19 protein-coding genes are annotated in these 19,478 nt (G+C 40.1%); 6 read left to right on the top strand and 13 right to left on the bottom strand.

Features of this window, described 5'->3' with window-relative positions; genetic code table 11:
* Positions 1-47 precede the first annotated feature (47 nt).
* Positions 48-1,073, bottom strand: coding sequence for a Gfo/Idh/MocA family oxidoreductase (locus tag NSS75_RS03350; protein ID WP_106020875.1), 1,026 nt, complete (start codon positions 1,071-1,073; stop codon positions 48-50).
* Positions 1,074-1,500: 427 nt separating this feature from the next.
* Between NSS75_RS03350 and NSS75_RS03345 the strand changes: the two genes are divergently transcribed.
* The gene (locus NSS75_RS03345; RefSeq protein WP_223203925.1) at positions 1,501-1,575 is read left to right on the top strand and encodes a hypothetical protein; all 75 of its coding nucleotides are present in this window, start codon (positions 1,501-1,503) and stop codon (positions 1,573-1,575) included.
* Positions 1,576-1,750: 175 nt separating this feature from the next.
* On the opposite strand, the gene NSS75_RS03340 is transcribed toward NSS75_RS03345, so the two are convergent.
* The 4 genes from NSS75_RS03340 to NSS75_RS03325 form a co-directional block, all read right to left on the bottom strand.
* Complete coding sequence (locus tag NSS75_RS03340; protein WP_185848246.1) at positions 1,751-2,224, bottom strand: GNAT family N-acetyltransferase; 474 nt, start codon at positions 2,222-2,224, stop codon at positions 1,751-1,753.
* Positions 2,225-2,352: 128 nt separating this feature from the next.
* Positions 2,353-2,697, bottom strand: coding sequence for a DoxX family protein (locus NSS75_RS03335; RefSeq protein WP_024120363.1), 345 nt, complete (start codon positions 2,695-2,697; stop codon positions 2,353-2,355).
* Entirely contained in the window at positions 2,694-3,293 is a 600-nt protein-coding gene (locus NSS75_RS03330) for a TetR/AcrR family transcriptional regulator (protein WP_024120362.1), read from the bottom strand. Before NSS75_RS03330 ends, NSS75_RS03335 begins: the two co-directional genes overlap by 4 nt.
* Positions 3,294-3,452: 159 nt before the next feature.
* Positions 3,453-3,788 carry a thioredoxin family protein gene (locus tag NSS75_RS03325; RefSeq protein ID WP_024120361.1) on the bottom strand — a complete coding sequence of 112 codons (336 nt, stop codon included), beginning with the start codon at positions 3,786-3,788 and terminating at the stop codon, positions 3,453-3,455.
* Positions 3,789-4,117: 329 nt separating this feature from the next.
* Here NSS75_RS03325 and NSS75_RS03320 point away from each other — a divergent pair, with 329 nt between their 5' ends.
* A complete protein-coding gene (locus NSS75_RS03320; protein WP_339235922.1) occupies positions 4,118-4,702 on the top strand; it encodes a DUF421 domain-containing protein in 585 nt (194 codons plus the stop codon).
* A 291-nt stretch (positions 4,703-4,993) separates the two neighbouring features.
* Here NSS75_RS03320 and NSS75_RS03315 read toward each other — a convergent pair whose 3' ends face one another.
* Positions 4,994-5,413, bottom strand: coding sequence for an Lrp/AsnC family transcriptional regulator (locus NSS75_RS03315; protein WP_024120359.1), 420 nt, complete (start codon positions 5,411-5,413; stop codon positions 4,994-4,996).
* A 282-nt stretch (positions 5,414-5,695) separates the two neighbouring features.
* On the opposite strand from NSS75_RS03315, the gene NSS75_RS03310 reads away from it, so the two are divergent.
* Positions 5,696-6,457: an MBL fold metallo-hydrolase gene (locus NSS75_RS03310; RefSeq protein ID WP_339235918.1), complete on the top strand. Its 762-nt coding sequence runs from the start codon at positions 5,696-5,698 to the stop codon at positions 6,455-6,457.
* A gap of 86 nt (positions 6,458-6,543) precedes the next feature.
* Here NSS75_RS03310 and NSS75_RS03305 read toward each other — a convergent pair whose 3' ends face one another.
* The gene (locus NSS75_RS03305; protein WP_213418345.1) at positions 6,544-7,317 is read right to left on the bottom strand and encodes a GNAT family N-acetyltransferase; all 774 of its coding nucleotides are present in this window, start codon (positions 7,315-7,317) and stop codon (positions 6,544-6,546) included.
* Positions 7,318-7,685: 368 nt separating this feature from the next.
* Here NSS75_RS03305 and NSS75_RS03300 point away from each other — a divergent pair, with 368 nt between their 5' ends.
* Positions 7,686-8,567, top strand: coding sequence for an alpha/beta hydrolase (locus NSS75_RS03300; RefSeq protein ID WP_216394953.1), 882 nt, complete (start codon positions 7,686-7,688; stop codon positions 8,565-8,567).
* An 83-nt stretch (positions 8,568-8,650) separates the two neighbouring features.
* Here NSS75_RS03300 and NSS75_RS03295 read toward each other — a convergent pair whose 3' ends face one another.
* The gene (locus tag NSS75_RS03295; protein ID WP_268545320.1) at positions 8,651-10,099 is read right to left on the bottom strand and encodes a PLP-dependent aminotransferase family protein; all 1,449 of its coding nucleotides are present in this window, start codon (positions 10,097-10,099) and stop codon (positions 8,651-8,653) included.
* A 133-nt stretch (positions 10,100-10,232) separates the two neighbouring features.
* Here NSS75_RS03295 and NSS75_RS03290 point away from each other — a divergent pair, with 133 nt between their 5' ends.
* A complete protein-coding gene (locus tag NSS75_RS03290; RefSeq protein WP_101860714.1) occupies positions 10,233-11,132 on the top strand; it encodes an EamA family transporter in 900 nt (299 codons plus the stop codon).
* 197 nt (positions 11,133-11,329) lie between these two features.
* On the opposite strand, the gene NSS75_RS03285 is transcribed toward NSS75_RS03290, so the two are convergent.
* From NSS75_RS03285 to NSS75_RS03270, 4 genes are all read right to left on the bottom strand, one after another.
* Positions 11,330-11,755 (bottom strand): MaoC family dehydratase, encoded by a 426-nt coding sequence (locus NSS75_RS03285; RefSeq protein WP_024120353.1) that lies wholly within the window; start codon positions 11,753-11,755, stop codon positions 11,330-11,332.
* 525 nt (positions 11,756-12,280) lie between these two features.
* Positions 12,281-13,228: a mannose-6-phosphate isomerase, class I gene (manA, locus tag NSS75_RS03280; RefSeq protein ID WP_103671986.1), complete on the bottom strand. Its 948-nt coding sequence runs from the start codon at positions 13,226-13,228 to the stop codon at positions 12,281-12,283.
* Positions 13,229-13,243: 15 nt separating this feature from the next.
* Positions 13,244-15,178, bottom strand: coding sequence for a PTS fructose transporter subunit IIABC (locus NSS75_RS03275; RefSeq protein ID WP_268545319.1), 1,935 nt, complete (start codon positions 15,176-15,178; stop codon positions 13,244-13,246).
* A gap of 148 nt (positions 15,179-15,326) precedes the next feature.
* Complete coding sequence (locus tag NSS75_RS03270) at positions 15,327-17,279, bottom strand: BglG family transcription antiterminator (protein ID WP_198097673.1); 1,953 nt, start codon at positions 17,277-17,279, stop codon at positions 15,327-15,329.
* A gap of 558 nt (positions 17,280-17,837) precedes the next feature.
* On the opposite strand from NSS75_RS03270, the gene NSS75_RS03265 reads away from it, so the two are divergent.
* Positions 17,838-18,296, top strand: a complete 459-nt coding sequence (locus tag NSS75_RS03265) for a GNAT family N-acetyltransferase (protein ID WP_024120349.1) — start codon at positions 17,838-17,840, stop codon at positions 18,294-18,296.
* A 138-nt stretch (positions 18,297-18,434) separates the two neighbouring features.
* Here the strand turns inward: NSS75_RS03265 and NSS75_RS03260 are convergent, their stop codons facing one another.
* Complete coding sequence (locus NSS75_RS03260) at positions 18,435-19,325, bottom strand: Virginiamycin B lyase (protein ID WP_198097674.1); 891 nt, start codon at positions 19,323-19,325, stop codon at positions 18,435-18,437.
* Between the last annotated feature and the right edge of the window lie 153 nt (positions 19,326-19,478).

Below are 19,478 nucleotides of genomic sequence, written 5' to 3'. Positions count from 1 at the left end.
TGCTTACCAGAATTTCTTTTTAAAAAGGAGCTTCTTCTATCAAAAACTCAAACCGTTTGCGGCACTCCGTTTTTTAGTGTAACAGGCCGCTTCGTTTTGCAAGATTCTATACAAGCTGCGGCAATGGCAAGTGCCGCACGCGCATCTTCGCCTGTAACTAAGGTTGGCTTATGATTTCGAACGGCATCCACAAATGATTGTAACTCATCAACATAAGCATCAAATAATAAGTCCTGATCGTAGCGAATCGTGTTGTAGCTGACTCCGTCTTTGTTATACCTTGTCATGTTTGTATGGCGGATATCTCCGATGGTCAGCATGCCTTCAGATCCGAACACTTCTCCGCGGACATCATATCCATAAACGGCTTGGAAATTCGCTTCCGCCGTTGCAATCGCTCCGTTATCAAATTTGATCGTGACAACTGCAGTATCCAAAAATCCTTTGTCTTTAAAATCAGGTCTGACAAGAGCATCGGCCGCGGCATAGACTTCAATTGGCTTTGCATTTGGATTGAGAAAGAGTAAGGTATCAAAATCATGAATCAGCGTCTCTAAAAAAATCGTCCATTGAGGAATTGAAGTCGGATCGCCGAGTGCCGGATCTCTTGTGATGGAACGCATTAACTGTGGTGTGCCGATTTTTCCTGCACGGATTTCTTCATATGCACTGCGAAAGCCTTTAGCGAAACGTCTGTTAAAACCGACCTGGAGCGGAACAGATTCTTCATTTACTGCTCTGATGACCTCATCCGCTTCTTCCAGCGTAACAGCCATCGGTTTCTCGCAAAATACAGCTTTCCCCTTCTTTGCCGCTGCAATAATGTTTGCGGCATGCGTCCTTGCTGGCGACGCAATGATGACCGCATCAATAGCCGGATGCTCCAGCATGTCTAACGGATCCGTAAACGCTTTAATATTTGAGCCGAGCTTTTTTGCAAATGCTTCTGCATTCCCCGGAACCGGATCTGCAACCGCATACAAATCTGCTCCTTTCACACGGAACGCAATACTTTCTCCGTGAAAAGCTCCCATCCGTCCCGCACCTAATAGCCCAACCTGTACATTCCCCATCAGTACCACTCCCATTCTGCGAAAATAAGGAAAGTCTTTCTCTTTAATATCATTATATAATAAAAAATAACCCCTAAAAATATTTCTAAATACGTTTAATATAGGGAAAGTCTTTCCTAATTGGTTTCAATTGTAACCCCTTACATTTTTGAGGTCAATCTTTTTTTGCTGTGTGTAAAGCAGACCTCTCCTTTAGCCGTCGATTAAGCCTACAATGACTAAGGGTTCAGGGGCAAAAAAATACCAAGGGTGTGCGGCCCCTGATCGTTCAGATGGAAACTTCTCATATATAGAAGAGAGGTAATGAAGAAAAGCTGAAGAGAAAATGAAATAAAGTGAGGATGGATCATATGACTGAAGACTTTTACTGTGATGACGTATTTAGCGGCAAAACGAAGCAAATAAGGTATTAGAGGCAGATAACGTATTGGCTTACTATCATACAAACCCTTTTTATCCAGTCCATATTGTGGCTGTCCCGAAGAAACATATCTCCTCATGATCACCCTGGAAGAGAACGACCATGATCTGAATGGGTGTCATTCAAAAGGTCGCTTCCATAGTGACGGAAGAAAAAGGTGCATGCCGTGTGATCACCAACTTAGGAGCTTACCAGGACTCTAAACATCTGCATTGGCATATTGTGTTTGGGAAACCGCTTAAATAAGCAGCTATTATCAGCACAGCTGTTTCCGCATACGTATATTGGTCATGGCATATCCCATCTTCTGATAAAGATAAACGGCTGTCTCGTTATGCGCAAACACATGGAGAGCAAGTCTTTCCGCCCCAAGCTCTCTTGCTCTTTCATCCAGACTTTGAAGCGCCAATTGAGCCAGCCCTTTACCGCGAAAGGCTTCATACAATCCAAAGGAATAGATAAACGCTTCCTTTTGCGGATGAAGCGGATCAGCATACAGCCAGAGCCAGCCCATCCTTTCCCCTTCTTCATTTATGATGTTCCAAAAGAAATGATTGCTGCTGTTTCGTCCATTCGGAATCATTTTCTCATATGCCTGTTCCGATTTCTCAAACGCCTCTTTTTCCGTCCAAGTTCCCGATTGTATGTTTTGTTTCGCATAATTTTGCACGGACATCCCGCGAAATGCTTCGAACTCCTCCACAGTCATGTCTTCCAAAGTTAATGCCATCCTGTATTCCTCCTTTATGAAAAAAAGTCCAGCTGGTGCCGGACGAATAACGTACAAATGAAGATCTATTTTCTATTATTCGATAAGAGAAGGGGGTTTCCTGCAAATTGGTTTGTTAAGTGAATAGCTTACGTGGACTCCCAAATGATTATAATGATAGAAACAATCAAACAGATCATTGCAGGGATCGTCATGAGTACTGATTGGCGCGCTCGAACAATGTGCGCATGAACCGCTCCCGCCATGAGAACGACAAACAGGACGCCTGCCCCAAATGCTGCATACCGATTCCAAATTCCCGCTGTCATAGCAAATGCCCCCGCTATTTCAAGAATACCAGTAACAGTCAGAAACCATAACGGATATTGATAATGCCGCCAATGCTCCACTTGAAAGGGCACGCGGAACACCTTTATGATGCCTCCTGCGAGCATAAAAGCTGCCAAACTGACTTTCATGATCATAGATATCATCTTGCGTCACTCCCTTTTGGAAGCATCCCGTATATTAAGAGATTGACAACCGGCTCGGCGAGACTTGCCGGATCTTTGATTCCGGTTAACAAATATGAATCGGTCAAATGTTCAATCATGCCGATCAAGCATTCCGCCACGGTTTCCATTTCCAATTCGGAACGAAAATAGCCAAGGCGCTGTTCTGCTTCTAAGTTGTCTTTCAAAACCATCGCCACATCTTGTTTCAATTGTTTCGCTTCTGGATTGAGAAAAAAACCGATCCTTGTTAAATCCTTGTCCTCCGCCAGAAACTGAAAAACAGCTGCCACAGCAGAGAGCACTCCGTTTGTTACATCGTTCGCATGTAATCCGGTTTCCAGGAGAAGTGATTCTGTCAGCTTTCTTAAGCGAGAGTGGAAATCGTTGATTAACTCCTCAAAGATGGCTTCTTTACTTTGAAAGTACAGATAAAAGGAAGGCTGCGTCAGTCCAGCTCTTTTCACAATGGCACTTACCTTCGTTTCATGAAATCCCCGAATCGAAAATTCATGTGCAGCAGCTTTGAGCAATCGTTTCCGGCTCTCCTCCCCTTTACGTCCTTTTCTGCTTTTCACATCGGATCAGCCTCCACAAAAAGATACTTTTCAGTAACATTACTTATGAATATTATTTCATGCATTTGGATTTTATGTCAATGAATTTCATATCCATCTGCTTCCTTCATAAAAACATAACGAACATGACTTGAAGCCATGTTCGTTTAGCTGCACATTTTATTCCTCATATAATTGATAAACTCTTTTTAATTTCTGTTCCAGCTGTTCAAAATGCACGAAACGCGCTTCTCTCAGAAATTCAGTACCCTCAATAAATAAAAGAAGAACGGGGACGGTGAAGACCGAAAATCTGCCGGCAACCTCCTCCACACTGTCAGCATTAACGTGTCCTAGTTTGATATGCGGAAACTGCTCCAGCAATTCTCTAAGCTGCGGCAAAACTGCGTGGCATACTGTACAGCTTGGTCTTGATATATAGATAAAACTTAACTGGTGACGGTTTATAAAATTCTCTATTGCATTCAGTGAAAGTAATTCAGTAACCTCTTTCATCCCATTCCTCCTGCTGATTGGTATTTACCTGCCTGAAATATACGGGATCAGACTTAAGAATGTCCATATATCTGCTTTATTTTTATACAACCTGTCCAAAATTGTAAGACAAATCTTTTCACCTGCTCTAAGCCGCTTGGAACGCGAACCGCTGTAAGGCAACTTTATCGCTGTTTATTCTCATGCGGGCAGCTTGGCAACATACAAAGTCATTCATCATGCTGAATGAACAACCAGGCTTTCGGATATATTAACGTTCAAATGGTCAAAGACGCTCTGCACTTAGCCTCCGGCGTTATAATCCTTTACATTACTGGTCAGGTGGTAGGATGAGTTTTACTTGGGAAGCATTTGTCCTCATGATATCTGGGGTGATTTTGCTTAGAATTTCAGGAAGAAAATCAATTGCGCAAATGACCTCGGCACAAACGGTTGTCATGATTTCGATCGGAACCATCATTGTTCAGCCGATCATCGAAAACAGCCTATTAAAAACACTAGTTGCAGCTGTCATTTTTACGCTCTCACTCCTTTTTATGGAATGGATTCAGCTAAAGTCTAATTTGATTGAAAATCTGTTAACCGGGAAAGCGACAATTATCATTGAAGATGGCCAATTACATGTAGACAATTTAAAGAGAATGAGACTGACGTTAGATCAGCTGGAAATGCAATTGAGGCTGCACGGCGTTTCTACTTTACAGGATGTCAAAAAGGCGACGTTAGAAGCAAACGGCCTATTAGGCTTAGAATTAATTGATGAAGCCAAGCCTTTAACAGTCAGGGATTTAAAAAAGATCATTCACCCCGACTTTATCAAAGAAGATGTTCAGCCATCCCATTCAAATAACCGAAATTTATTTGATGAAATCGATCATGAAAATGTAAATCCCAGTCCTAAAAAGCTGCATTAAAAAAGACGCCTGTGATTGGACGTCTTTGTGTGCCTCTTTTCATCAATTGTCGGCCATTCAGTTGAACAGCTGGTGCAGCGCCTCCCTGTTCCAAAGAACCCCACAGATCCAGATGATATTCGTAATTTGTTAATACTAATTGGAATAAGAATGGATTCCAATTACGGATGATTCGCCACAGTCTGATTAAATGTCTTCATCAAACTTCATTATCCTTCCGCCTTATAACAAAAACCAAAGGCTGACACCCTTGGTTTTTTTAGCATTTATATATTCTTACTTTATGCATTTTTATTGTTGCATGTTATTAATAATAATAGACAATTTATAGTTTACATGCTGATTTAAGCCTACCAAAAATTCATCCAGCAATTCGTTAGAGGGAAATCTGCATTCCAGAAGATAACAGCCATCCCCGCTGATTTTATAATTATTGATGACGTATGTCTCTTGCGTTTTGATAAAGGAAAGATAAGGCTGATGATGCGTGCTTTTTGTATAGATATTAATCAAGGCATGGATAGAATATCCCAATTTGTCTTGATTCACTTTAATGGTATAACCCTCAATCACTCCGTTATCTTCTAATTTGGCAACCCTGGATGCAGCGGCTTGGCCCGTCAAATGAACTTTCTCCCCTAATTCTTTCATTGTAATACGGCTGTTTTTAGATAACTCTTCTATTATTTGCATATCCGTGTGATCCAACATCATATCCTATCCTTTCAAAAACAAATGAAAACATCGTATGCGCTAAGTAAATTGGCACCTATGTCCGAGTTCCAAAAATACATTCACTTTTTTAAAACCCGCGTACTATTTTGGTTGTCCGCATTCTCTTCAATCAGGATGCACTCTAGCCCGTTCGATGTTCATGTGTAATAGGTTCTTTCAACATTCAAGTAAAACGGCAAAAAGACTTGATTTCATCCATGTATTTGGCGATTGGTCATAGTATAAGCTATACGTATATCAAAGAAAAGGAGTTTTAATATGTACATTCAACAAATTCGTAATGCCACACTTGTTGTCGAATATACAGGCAAAACGTTTTTAATAGATCCAATGTTAGCAGAAAAGGGCACTTATCCTCCATTCCCAAATTCACCACGACAAGACCAAAAAAATCCTTTAGTCAGCTTGCCGACATCAGCGGATCATATCATCAACAATCTTGATGCAGTCATTGTCACTCATTTGCATTTGGATCACTTTGATGATGCAGCCAAAGACATGTTGCCAAAAGACATAAAAATGTTTGTACAAAATGAAGAAGATGCGAAAGAAGTCAGAAACGCCGGTTTTCAAAATGTCGAGATTCTCACAACCGACACAGACTTTGATGGTATTCAATTAATCAAAACCAAAGGCGAACACGGCAGAGGAGATATTTTAAAACTTGCCGGTCTTGTATGCGGTGTCGTGTTCAAACACCAAAGCGAGAAAACGTTATATGTAGCCGGAGATACAGTTTGGTATGATGCGATACAAGAAGAGATCGATACACACCAGCCAGAAATCATTGTAGTGAACGGAGGAAACAATCAATTCTTTGAGGGCGGCTCTCTCGTCATGGGGAAAGAAGATATCTATGAAACGCATCAAGCTGCCCCTCATGCAAAAATAATCGTGAGCCATATGGAAGCGGTCAACCATTGGGCATTATCCAGAGAAGAATTAAAAGGCTTTATTCATGAAAAAGGCATGTCATCTCATGTACTAGTGCCGGATGATGGCGAATCATATTCATTTTAAATGGCGAAAAGAGTTCATGTGAATAAGCATGATATTCCCCGTCAGCTTGGTGCTCAAGAAAAGGCCCTTCCTTGGAAGGGTCTTTTTTAACCTGATTTTTTAAAAAAGATGGAGTATTTGGTTGATATCTTAAATCCTAGTTTTTTTGCTAAATGAATAGATGATTTGTTGCTGACATCACAATCCCAGCAAGGGCTGACGCCGTTTTCGAGACAATCATTTATAAACTTACTCCCAGCAATATAAGCGAACCCCATCCCTCTATATTCTTCGTGAGTATAGATATCCATTTCTGCACGATCGCCGCCTAGAAATATAGAAGTGCACTCACTGACAACATAATTCTCATACAAAACAGCAAATCCAAATCCGTTTTTTAAAAAATTCGAGACTGAACCCCAATACTCCTCATAATAAGCTTTTTGAAATTCAGTGCTGCTTGAAATGATATCCTCATTTATTCTTTTTAATGTAACCCCCTTTGGAAGCTGAAAAGCCTTTTTGGCAGAAATTTGTTGAGAAAACGAATATCGCATCATTTGATTCAATTCATCATGCAGTACAGTTTTTACTACGCTGTCCCATGAGCGATTGGGAGAAAACAGAGTAAATCTTTTTTTGGATTTAGCTCTCTTATTGTATAATTTGACGATAAATTCATTTACATTTTGATTCCTTTCATCTCCTGCAACATAATAAATTCCTGAGCTGGTTCCTATCAGAAACGATTGATCATCTGCATAAACAACTCCCGGAATTGTTTGTTCTAATATTGAATAAACAAATGTCGGGCAACATGTTTCTTTATGATGTATCAATGTTTTGACTTTACTATATTGTTCTTTTTTTACCTCCTGCAAACTGTACCCTCCTATCATTTTCCCTCTTTTATTCTATCCGTAAAAGAATTCCCCTCTTTTAACGACACTTCTGTAAAGAGCTCTCACCATGATTCAGTATGATACTTCAGCCTGATAAGGTTTGTTCTTAACGTTTCTAAAGGTATTTGTTGCATGTTTGTTAAAGTACTGCGACTTTCTCGGAAACGATTGATTTCTGTTATATGTATTCTTAGACTTCTGTATCAAATTATTTATCCCCAATTTCATTTAGTATTTGATGCAAAACGAAAACTGTATTATATTGTAAATAGTTCTGTTATAATCAATTACTTTACTTTTCTGCACGTAACAATACATTCTTTTAAAAAGGACGGGAGGAAATTTGCATGTCAAACCATTCACCAATGTTTCCCCAATTAAGTGACAATGGCATTCACTATTTTCAAACTTATGATGAAAGCCTTGGTCTTTGGCCAGTTCCCTACAAAGCATATTATGTATCCACTCGTTTCGGTCAAACGCATGTGATTGCAAGCGGACCAGAGAATGCGCCGCCACTCGTATTGCTTCACGGGGCACTATTTAGCTCCACGATGTGGTATCCCAACATTGCGGATTGGAGCAGCAAATACCGAACTTATGCAATCGATATCATAGGTGATAAGAATAAAAGTATTCCTGCAGATTTATGTGGTACAAGAACGGGTTACGCCGATTGGCTTCTTGATGTGTTTGATTATCTAGGGGTCGAAAAGCCTCACATGATCGGACTCTCACTTGGCGGACTTCATACTATGAATTTTATTTTACGTGCGCCAGAGAGAGTAAAAAGTGCAACTCTTCTTAGCCCAGCGGAAACATTTTTACCATTTCATCACGATTTTTATAAATATGCGCTTAGTCTCACAGAACCAAATGGAGTTGAGAGTTTCTTAAAGTGGATGATGATAGATCGCAATGTGTTACATCCACTTTTTGTGAAGCAGTTTCATGCAGGAGTTATGTGGCAGGATGGAGCAAGACAGCAAACCCCTAAAGCCGACGGATTTCCGTATGTTTTCACCGACGAAGAATTAAAATCAGTAAAAGTCCCGATTCTATTATTACTAGGTGAACATGAAGTCATTTATGATCCGCATTCAGCCTTACAGCGCGCATCTTTATTAGTGCCTGGAATTGAAGCAGAAATCATCAAAAATGCGGGCCATGTTTTATCATTGGAACAGTCTGAAACCATAAATGAACGAGTTCTGAGATTTTTAGAATAGCCAGTAAGATGAGGAGACACCCACCACTCTACATATTCATCTTATAATTTCTAAGAACCTATCTATCAACATTGAATGCATTTTTATTTACTGGCCAGTTCCTTAATGATCAAACTTAATTCATAAATTCCCTTTTGGAGATCTTCAAGGGATGCATAAGCGTATGACAAGCGAATGTAATTGCCTTTTTCCTGAGCATAAATACTGCCAAGATTGAGAAGAATCCCTTTTGTTAAGGCTTTTTTATAAAGTAATTTCATAGATATCGAAGGCAATATTTTTAACCAGATAAAGAATCCCCCTTTAGGAATAGTCCAAACAGCTGCATTCTTCATATTGGTTTCTAAAGCGCTCGTAACAAATTGCCTTCTTATCTTTAATTGATGTCTCACCCGTTCTAAATGCAGCTGATATTGGCCAGATGTAAACCATTCCGCCGCTACTCTTTGAGACAACGAACTCGATCCGTAATCTGTCTGCATTTTAATGTCAGATAAACGTTCAATCACTGGCTCTGGCCCGACTATCCATCCAATCCTTAAGCCCGGGCTTAGCGTTTTCGATAAACTTCCTACATATAGCACATGACCGTTTTTATCTATTGTTTTAATAGGATATGGCGGAATGTCATCTATCCACAGCTCACGATATATGTCATCTTCAATAATGGGAAGCTGCGTTTTTTCGCTTGCGGCAAGGATTTCTTTCCGCCGCTCTTCTGACATTAAGATACCAGTCGGATTTTGAAAACAAGGGTTTGTATATAATATGGCTCTTCCCCGTTCCCCCTTTGTCATATGAATATGGTTTGGCAAAAGCCCCTCTTTATCCATAGGAAGTCCGGTCAGATTCATTCCGGCTGATTGAAATACATGTAATGAATAAAGATAAGATGGCTGATCAAGAAAAACAGTTGAACCTCTTTGCAAAAGCCCCATTGATATAAGCTGTAAGGCTTGCAGTGCTCCTGAAACAATAAGAATGGATGAAGGTGAAGCATGAATCCCGATTGTTTTTAAATAATCACTCAATGCCTCTCTTAAAGGCAAGTATCCTTTTGGTTCCTCATATCCGAACGCCTCTATGTTTTGAGATACCTTGCCCATAATCTCTTTCATAGCAGACAAAGGAAAAATCTCATTTGAAAGTTCTCCTTTGCTTAGCTGTATAAGATCAGAATTTGATTCTGATTTATTGATCTCTTGAACAATTCTTCGGCTTGGCTGCTGGATTCCCGAAGTTACATATTTCTCCCAATTGGGTGCAGAATTCTTAGCCAACAGTGTCCAAGTATTGTTGATGACAACTGTCCCTTTGCCCATTCTGCCTTCAATCAACCCATCTGCCATCAATTCCTCTAATGCTGTGATAACCGTGCTTCGATTTACATGAAAGTCTTTTGCAAGCGTTCGCTGGCTTGGAATCTTACTTCCAATCGGCCACTCTCCATTTCCTATTTTCTCTTTTATATAATCAATGATTTGTAAGTACTTAGGAAGCTTTCTAACCGTTTTTTCTTCTGTAAAGCTCATCAAAAGCAGTCTCCTTCAACTAAAGTGGTTGGGTCAAAAATTGTGTAACTGGTTGAAGCCATTTCATCAAATCTCTATTAGTATAAAACACACTAAATAATTGGTTGGTTTTTGTAAAGAAGGAGTGAAGATCATGAAAAAGAAAACTGTGCAACTCATCATATCTTACAGTCTTATGATCGGTTTGTGGGCATCAGCTTTTCCGGGAATTCGTGTAGGTCTGGAATATTACACACCCGAACACCTTGCTTTATTTCGTTTGTTAATCGGATCTATGGCATTGTTGCTTTTTGCTGTGCTGACTAAAATGCGCTTACCTGACATGAAAGATATCCCTGTCATCTTATTATTAGGGTTTTTAGGTTTTGCACTCTATCACATTTTGCTTAATATCGGCGAAAAAACAGTTAGTGCCGGGATTGCAAGCTTACTCGTAACCACAGCACCAATCTTTTCTGCGGTGTTGTCTCGACTGTTTTTTGGTGAACATTTTGGTTTTTCTAAATGGATTGGCTCTATCATTAGTTTATTGGGTGTGTCATTTATTTCATTAGGGACAGGAGATCATACGCTTTCAATGAAAGGGATTCTGTTCATTCTGCTGGCAGCTTTTGCAGAGAGTATTTATTTTGTTTTTCAAGCCCGTTATATAAAAAAGTATGGTTTTATTCCATTTGTAACGTTCACGATTTGGGGTGCATCCTTACCAATGCTTGTTTTTCTTCCAGGCTTATGGGGGGAGTTTGTAAACGCCTCAATGAACTCCACATTGTCTATCGTTTACTTAGGTTTATTCCCGACGGTCATCCCATACTTTGCGCTTGCATATGTAACTTCAATCGTCGGTGCTTCTGAAGCAACGATTTCACTTTATGTAACACCGGCTTTGACGTTGGTGATTTCCTGGGTGTGGATAGGCGAAATGCCTTCACTTATTTCACTGCTAGGCGGAATGGTTACTGTCAGCGGGGTATGTTTCACCTACATAAAAGGAAGCAAAATAAAGATGTTAAAGGAGATGAAAAAGTTCTAATTTCCTTTCTGTCTTGATGCACGGTATCGGTACCCTGCTTCATGTCATTACATGAATGAATAAAAAAACATACCAATCGTATTTGGTATGTTTTTTTCTAAGATGAGCTCTTAACATTGTAAGTCCAAAAAGCATATCTTAATTATACTCTCATCGTTTGATCAATTGGTGATCACAAACCTTTAATGTTACATTATTTATTGCTTAATCAATACTGATAACTCACCTTCGAATACTTTTTCTTCTTTATGATTATAAGTAAATAACAATACAGTAAGTATTCCCGTTCCACTTTTCTTTGGTTTTTTATCCACTACCTCAACAACTGTATGCAATTCATCATCTGGATACACGGGTTTTATGAATTTAATATGATTCATCTCTGTTCCAGCAATAATATCGTCGCCATAGAACCCCTCTTCAATCCAGAGCTTAAATGAAATGGCTAACGTTTGTATGCCAGAAGCGATGATTCCATTAAATCTGCCTTTATTCGCTTTTTCCTCGTCTACATGCATATATTGAGGGTCAAATTCTTCCGCAAACCTCATTACATTTTCTTTTGTTACCCTAAAAGACTTTGTATGAAATACTTGTCCAATCGCAAATTCATCCAACTTCATAAATACACCTCTTATCAAAATATTCTTTCATCAACTATCACATAAAAAATACTTTATCATATTTCATGTAGATCATCCTTTACATTCTTACCTATAAAACTTGTCAGATCAAATGTTCAGTTTGGGGAAAGAAACATTTGAGATAGCGAACGTGACAGCTCAAAGATGATTTTGCCCACGAAATAAAAAAAACTGCGTTTATAATAGGATAGCTTGTTTTTTTACAAACAAATCATTCAGAAACACATTTCGATTTCTTCTCTTTTTATCTATATAAAATTGAAGCAGCTTTTATAGGTTGTCTTTAGCAACGTGATTGTTGTCTACAGTTAATCTGCTGGACAGCATACTCCCAATTGCAGATAAGATAAAAGAAACATCGAAGGGGTGTCATAGTGAGTGAATATGAAAAAAGATACCAGCTGGTATCTTTTTATATTGAAACATTCAATTAGCTCAAAATGAGATCACTTTGGTTCGTTCTTTATATCAATCTTAAAAAATAAACTGGTATAAAGTTTTATTTTACAGATGAGATACGATACACTCCGCATCCCCTGTGAGTTTGAATTCCCCAAACCCGTAAGGCAGCAACATATGATCTCCTTTTTTAAAGTCATATGTACGCTCGCCGGAGATTATCCGGCCTTCTCCTTCGAGGACGCTGACAAGAAGGAATGATTTTTGCTGTTTTAAATTTGCTGATCCTGTTAACTCCCACTTCTCCACTGAAAAATAAGGGCACTCAATCAATACGGCTATGTGCAAATCATCTGTTTGTTTATATTGAACCGTTTGCTGCTCTGGCGCAAATGGTACGTCTATCACTTCTATGCTTTTTTCCAAATGGAGCTCACGCAAATTGCCTTCTGTATCTTTCCGGCCATAATCATACAATCTGTAGGTTGTATCCGAATTCTGCTGCGTCTCTAAAATGAGAATTCCTTTCCCAATCGCATGAACGGTGCCGCTTGGCACATAGAAGAAATCCCCCGGTTTTACCTTTACGCGGCGCAGGAGCTTGTCCCATTTTCCACCTTCTATCATCGAGATGAGTTCTCCCTTTGTTTTTGCGTTGTGGCCATAAACGATTTCTGCATCTTCTTGGCAGTCTATGATATACCAGCATTCTGTTTTTCCGAGCTCTCCTTTTTCACGCGTTTTTGCATACTCATCTTTCGGATGCACCTGAACGGATAAGTCTTGATTGGCATCCAAAATTTTCGTGAGAAGAGGGAAGCGGTCCCCCTTCAGATGTCCGAATAAATGCCGGTAATGTTCCCATAATTCGCTGAGCGTGAGCCCCTTGTATATCCCGTCTTGAACAATACTTTGCCCATTTTGATGTGCTGCAAAAGCCCAGCATTCCGCCGTCCGTTCTGACGGAATGTCATAGCCGAAAGCAGCCAAAGCGGTGCCGCCCCAAATCTTTTCTTTGAAAACAGGCTTGAAAAATAACGGTTCAGTCATCATGAAAATCCCCCCGCTTTATATGATTTCATCCAGGAGTTTGTATGCTTCTTCTTTTGTCTGCACAGAGAGCAGCCTTTCCCTATAGCTGTCATCCATCAGTTTTCGAGATAGCATTTGCAGCAGTTTCAGATGCTGGTTCCCTCCGCTATCTTTCGGTACAGCGATCATAAAGATTAACTTTGCTTCTGATCCATCAAGACTGTTCCAGTCAATGCCTGATCGTTTGATTCCAAACGCTACACTCGGCTTCTTGACGGCATCAGACTTCCCGTGCGGGATCGCGATATTCATGCCAATCGCCGTTGTCCCCTCTTGTTCGCGATTCATGATCGCTTCTTTAAAACCGCTCTCTGAATGCAGCATACCTGCGCGGGACAATTTTTGAATCATTTCATCGATAATGTCATCTCTGGTTTCGCCTGATAATGTTGGTTCAATAAGATCTATACTCATAATGTCTGTCAGCTTGTTAATATCCGTCTTCTGTCTGTTTTCCGCTTCATTGTGCTGTTTGGGAGCGTCATTCGATGCTGCAGCTTCACTCAGCCCGGCGGGTGAAGAAACCGGAATATCTTTTTTTAGTACATTAACTAAAAGAGCGGTGGTAAGAGATCCGGCAATCACTGCAATAAAAAACATCAATACATGATCAACGGCGCCTAGTACTGCCACTATAGGCCCGCCGTGCGCTACTCTGTCTCCGACATTGCCGATCATAGCGATCACAGAACCAATCATAGAACCTGCCATAATCCCCGGAATGACGCGAAGCGGATCTTGTGCCGCGAATGGAATGGCTCCTTCAGTGATGCCGAAGAGTCCCATGGTAAATGATGCTTTTCCCATTTCTCTTTCCGACTCCTGAAATTTCCTTTTTCCAAAAAACGTGGCAATCCCCAGGCCGATCGGCGGTATACAAATGGCGACGGCAATCGGTCCCATAATTTCATAGTTTCCTTCTCCGATCATGGCCGATCCGAACAGGAATGCCACCTTGTTTACGGGGCCTCCCATATCAAATGAAATCATTGCGCCTAAAATCAATGCCAGCAGGATGGAGCTCGAACCTTTCATACCCGCCAGCCATACCGTTAAAGATTCGAAAATTTGGGCTACAGGTGCACCGATCAAAAACACAAACGCCAAACCTACAATTAGTGAAGCGAACACTGGAATAATAATAATCGGCATAATCGGCTGAATCGCTTTTGGAACCTTTAATTTTTTGATCCAAAGGGCAGCATACCCCGCCAAAAAACCGGCGATGATGCCGCCGAGAAAACCGGCGCCGCTTGCACTGCCGTAAAAGCTTCCCGTCGCTGCAATATATCCGCCGATCATTCCTGGTACAAGCCCGGGCTTATCAGCGATGCTGTACGCGATATATCCGGCCAAAATCGGGATCATGAATGAGAATGAGGCACTTCCGATCTGTTCAATCGTTTTCCAAAAAGATTCATCCGGAATGACTAAGCCTTTCGGTGTTTTCTCACCTCCAAGCGTTAATGCAACCGCTATCAATAATCCGCCGACGACGATGAATGGAACCATAAAAGAAACACCGTTCATTAAATGACGGTAAATCGGATTTTGTTTTTTCTCCTGTTGATTGCCGGCTTCCGATTTTGAAGCTGAACGGTAGACCGGCACATCGCCGCTAAGTGCTTTTTGAATCAATTCTTCCGGTTTGCGGATACCATCCTGAACCCCGACAGACAACAGCTTTTTTCCTATAAATCGGTCTTTGTTTACCGAGCGGTCTGCAGCGATAATGATCGCGTCTGCTTCACGAATCTCCTCTTCGGTCAGCTCATTTTCCACCCCGATTCCGCCTTGGGTCTCGACTTTCATTTGAACGCCTAATCTGTCGGCAGCTTTTTGAAGATTTTCCGCCGCCATATATGTATGGGCAATTCCATTCGGACATGATGTAATCGCTAACAGTTTCATACGAGTCCTCCTTTAAAGTATGATTCATAAGGCCTGTAACAACTGTATATCAAAATCATGCTGGTAAAAGCGCTGTTTTTTACCGTTAATTCCGGAAAAACTAGCATTTTTCCATATACAAAAAAAGCAGGGCATCGAAGCCCCGCTTTTAATAATCCAAATAAGATAAAAATGTCATAACATTTGTTTCTTTCGTCAGCTTATGAATAAATGCCGGCTGCTCACTAAGATATGACAGTTCATGGAACAATTGCTTTGTCATGTTTTGATCCTCGTGTTTGACAGCCAGCATAAAGACGAGCGACACTTTTTCAGCACCCCAATCAAGCGGCTCTTTTAATGTGGCAATCGCAATGGCTGATTGTTTAATCAATTTAGAGTTTGCATGAGGAATCGCAATGCCAGCCCCAATGTTTGTCGCCGACATTTTTTCTCTCATCACAGCATGAATGGCATACTCCTTTTCCACATAGCCTTTCTCGTATAAGACCATTGCCATCTGTTCAATCAGCTTGTAGCGATGAACTGACTCTTGCTGCAAAAAAACTAAGAAAGGAGTCGTATTGTTCAGCATCTTAAACGTTTTTTGTGTTTGGCGTTGGGATTCGTCAACCTGATCCATAAATACACTTAGTTTCTTCTCATCAGAAGGCTCCAACAGCGGTGATACAACAATATGAGGAATCGGCACATGTTCCAGCGCTATCGTGGAAATGACAAGATCTATGTCCCCATGCTTTGTTGTGTAATCTGCTAAATCAGCTTTTGCAATACAGGCCTTCACAGCGATTTGATGAAATTTCCGTTCAATTTTTGTCCGCAGCAATTGTGACATTCCAATGCCCATGTGGCAGACGATGATTGCCTTTTTACGCTTCTCGCTGCTGTGGTGCAAACGTTCGACCGCAGCTTGAAAATGCAATGTCAGATAAGCGGCCTCTTCCTCAGGAATAGAAAGAGCAAACGTTTGATTGATGTCTTCCAGAACGTCAATGATCATATGAAACAGATAGGGGTACATTTTTTTTATGTCATTTAGCATTGGATTTGATACAGAAAGATCGTAATTCAGCCGGTTTAGCACTGTGTTAAGATGGATGTTCAATCCATTGACCAAATCCTGATCATTATGAAAATCAAGCATTTTCAGCTCTGACACACGATCGATTAAATACCGCACAACCATGGGAAGTAAGGGATTTTCCAGAACCTTTTTTTCTTCTCCCCGAGATCGAAAACGAACTTTTCCGCCGAGTATATGGAGCGTTAAATACACGGCTTCTTCTCTAGGGAAGCGGATGGCAAAAACCGCTTCCAGCCGTTTTAAACATGTCATTGCCCATTGATATTCTATCTTCTTTTCTACTGCTGCCATTTCTGTTGGCGAAATCGAGATGGGCTGCTTCATTTTGATTCGGCGTATCATCAGCAATGTATGCAATAATAGATTCTCGAACGTTTCATCTGTGAAATAGATAGAATGGTGCTTTTGCAATGTTTTGAATTCATTCGACACACATTTCACTTCATGACTTAAGAACTTGCTTTTGATAAATTGACTTGTAAACTCAGGGTTATCAATCAAATCAGAAATTCTGGCTAAGGCTTTTCTTTTATTTCTTTCATTTCCCTCAATCTTTAAACCGAGCCGCTGCTTTGACACCAATTTGAGATCAAATCGCTTCAGCCACTCTTCAATTTCATGTAAATCCCTTTTGATGGAAGACTTATTCAAAAAATGCTGAGCGGCAATTTCTTTTGCTGAAACATGTTTTGGGTTCATTAATAATTGATAAGCGATTTGCAGAATTCTTTCTTCATCGGACTGGTGCTTTGAGCCAAAATGTTCAGTACCTAATTGTTGAGTTAACCGGGCCCTTTCATGTTCTTCTATATTTAAATAGACACCTAATCCTGGTTTGCGAATGAGCTGAGCAGGAGAATGTTCATGCAGATAACCTTCGATCGTTTTCAGATCGTTCCTGATCGTTTTTTCAGAACACTTTACCCTGTCGGCGAAATCTTGCACGACTAAATAGTCATCAGGTTCAGATAACAACAGATACAAAATGTCTTTTTGTCTAGTATTCATGTATCTCATCTGTTTTTCTATCCTTCCTGTGTTTCACTCAAATGATGTACGATAGTATAAGTATACTACATAGGAAACCGCTTACATTATAAAGTAAAATAACCACGCTAAAAGTTTTGTTTTTTACCGAAACTTCCGGAAAAATTGGATTTATGCCCAGAAAATTCACCTGTTCATTCATTAAAAAGAAGATACTCTCCATAAAAGATTGCACAGGACAAGCTTCAATCAAGATGAATTTCATTTAAGTAAATAAGTACTAATTTATGAACGAGCACGTAGTGTATTGCATGACCTCCCATACAGGTTTACAAAAAAAGACAGCTCCTCAGCTGCCGCGACAAAAATATAAAATTACAAGAATTCTTCTACTGAAAAAGTGATGTTAGATGAGTATCAGGGCTATGAAAAGTATTTAATTAAAGGTTTTGTGCAAATTGTAAAGTAAGGGGATTAACTACAGAACTCATTGTTCCTTACAAGACTACATGATGTGGATGAAAGCGTAACAATTTATCTGAAAAATCTTATATCCTTACCAGAAAAAGAGAAAAAAGGGGAATGACTATGAATATTGAGATAAAGGCGGTAACTGAAGAGAATCGTGAATCTATTCTGTCTCTTCATGTTCACAAAAGCCAAATATCATATATAGAATCAACCAAGCAATGTCTAGAGGATGCATCAGAATGTCAGTATTATAAACCTGCTGGACTTTATTACGAAGGAGAGTTAGTCGGTTTTGCTATGTATGGATGGTTTCCTGAGTTTGATGAAGAAAATAAAAACGGCAGAGTGTGGCTTGACCGATTTTTCATTGACGAGCGTTTTCAAGGTCAAGGATTAGGGAGCATGATGCTTGAAGCTCTTATTCATCACCTTGCTGAGCAATATACATGTAACAGAATTTATTTAAGCATTTTTGAGAACAACATTCATGCTTTGCGCCTGTATCAAAAATTCGGTTTTACATTTAATGGTGAGCTCGATTTTAACGGCGAGAAGGTCATGGTAAAAGAGCTATAAGTACTTAAGCTGTTGAAAAACTATATTGACGAGACTTCGGTTCATGTAACATTATGGCGTTTTATGCAAATGAAAAAGCATACGATGTTCTTGGTATGCTTTTTAAATCCTCTATGTTATTCTTTCAGCACTTTCTCTTTATTTCAGTAAACGCAGCTTTCCGATTTTATTACACTCTAATGCGAACCATACGCAGCCTTCTTTGTCACAGCCAATTCCGTGAGGTTCGCCATTAGGGGTTTGGATTGTATATTCTTCAAAGGTTCTCTCTTTCGTTAACCTTCCTATTTTATTTGCTCCCCATTCAGTGAACCATAAATCCGATTCGACTCCCGCAGCAATAGCATGAGGCCGGGCATTTGGTGTAGGAATATCATATTCCGTTATTTTGCCGGACATCGTGATCCTTCCTATTTTATTTCCCATTATTTCTGTAAACCAAAGGGCACCATCATTTCCGTTTGCAAGACCGACTGGTGCTGCTCCCGGTGTTGGGATTGGGTATTCCGTTATTTCTCCTGACCGGGTTATCTTGCCGATCGCATTGTTTTGGTTTTCAGTGAACCAAAGTGAGTCATCGGGCCCCAACGTAATAAAAGAAGGATATGATTCTTCATTCGGCAGTTCGTATTCATGAATCACCCCTTCTGCTGTCAATCTCCCTATGCGATTTCCATTCATTTCAGTAAACCAAATATCACCGTGAAGACCTTCAGTAATTCCATATGGCGCTGAATTTGGATGGGGTAATGGGTACTCTGTAAATATGCCCTTTTCTGAAAGCCTTCCAATTTTATCAGTCCCATTTTCAGTAAACCAAATATCACCTATTGAAGATATGGTCAAACACAGCACTCGTGCATCAGGAGTTGGAACAATACATTCTTTGATTGTTCCATCTTGATGAAGACAACTGATTTTATTTGCTTTATGTTGAGTAAACCATACATTTCCTTCACGAGAGACCGCTATCCCATAAGGACCAGAATCCGCTTGCAATATATCTATTTCTTGCAGCTCAATATTCAAATAAATCCCTCCATTTAAGCATAACCTGATACAAAAAAGCCTCCTATTCTCATTATACGAGACAGGAGGCAATGGAATTCCAGTACAGACTTTAACATACTGACTTGCTGGTTACCTTATTTTCTGAGCGTGAAGACAAAAACAATTTAATAT

Source organism: Bacillus sp. FSL K6-1012, from assembly GCF_037964915.1.
In the GTDB taxonomy this organism is placed as follows: Bacteria; Bacillota; Bacilli; order Bacillales; family Bacillaceae; genus Bacillus; species Bacillus halotolerans.
The sequence above is the reverse complement of the archived record's forward strand: the minus strand, read 5'-3'. Positions and strand labels throughout refer to the sequence as shown.

Bases quoted from the DNA above. Each gene is read 5' to 3' on its own strand.
- NSS75_RS03265 (WP_024120349.1), top strand. From the start codon at position 17,838: ATGAATATTGAGATAAAGGCGGTAACTGAAGAGAATCGTGAATCTATT.
- manA (WP_103671986.1), bottom strand. From the start codon at position 13,228: ATGATGACTGAACCGTTATTTTTCAAGCCTGTTTTCAAAGAAAAGATT.
- NSS75_RS03335 (WP_024120363.1), bottom strand. From the start codon at position 2,697: ATGATATCTATGATCATGAAAGTCAGTTTGGCAGCTTTTATGCTCGCA.
- NSS75_RS03290 (WP_101860714.1), top strand. From the start codon at position 10,233: ATGAAAAAGAAAACTGTGCAACTCATCATATCTTACAGTCTTATGATC.
- NSS75_RS03325 (WP_024120361.1), bottom strand. From the start codon at position 3,788: ATGAAAGAGGTTACTGAATTACTTTCACTGAATGCAATAGAGAATTTT.
- NSS75_RS03270 (WP_198097673.1), bottom strand. From the start codon at position 17,279: ATGAGATACATGAATACTAGACAAAAAGACATTTTGTATCTGTTGTTA.
- NSS75_RS03300 (WP_216394953.1), top strand. From the start codon at position 7,686: ATGTCAAACCATTCACCAATGTTTCCCCAATTAAGTGACAATGGCATT.
- NSS75_RS03350 (WP_106020875.1), bottom strand. From the start codon at position 1,073: ATGGGGAATGTACAGGTTGGGCTATTAGGTGCGGGACGGATGGGAGCT.
- NSS75_RS03320 (WP_339235922.1), top strand. From the start codon at position 4,118: ATGAGTTTTACTTGGGAAGCATTTGTCCTCATGATATCTGGGGTGATT.
- NSS75_RS03275 (WP_268545319.1), bottom strand. From the start codon at position 15,178: ATGAAACTGTTAGCGATTACATCATGTCCGAATGGAATTGCCCATACA.
- NSS75_RS03295 (WP_268545320.1), bottom strand. From the start codon at position 10,099: ATGAGCTTTACAGAAGAAAAAACGGTTAGAAAGCTTCCTAAGTACTTA.
- NSS75_RS03315 (WP_024120359.1), bottom strand. From the start codon at position 5,413: ATGTTGGATCACACGGATATGCAAATAATAGAAGAGTTATCTAAAAAC.
- NSS75_RS03340 (WP_185848246.1), bottom strand. From the start codon at position 2,224: ATGGCATTAACTTTGGAAGACATGACTGTGGAGGAGTTCGAAGCATTT.
- NSS75_RS03310 (WP_339235918.1), top strand. From the start codon at position 5,696: ATGTACATTCAACAAATTCGTAATGCCACACTTGTTGTCGAATATACA.
- NSS75_RS03285 (WP_024120353.1), bottom strand. From the start codon at position 11,755: ATGAAGTTGGATGAATTTGCGATTGGACAAGTATTTCATACAAAGTCT.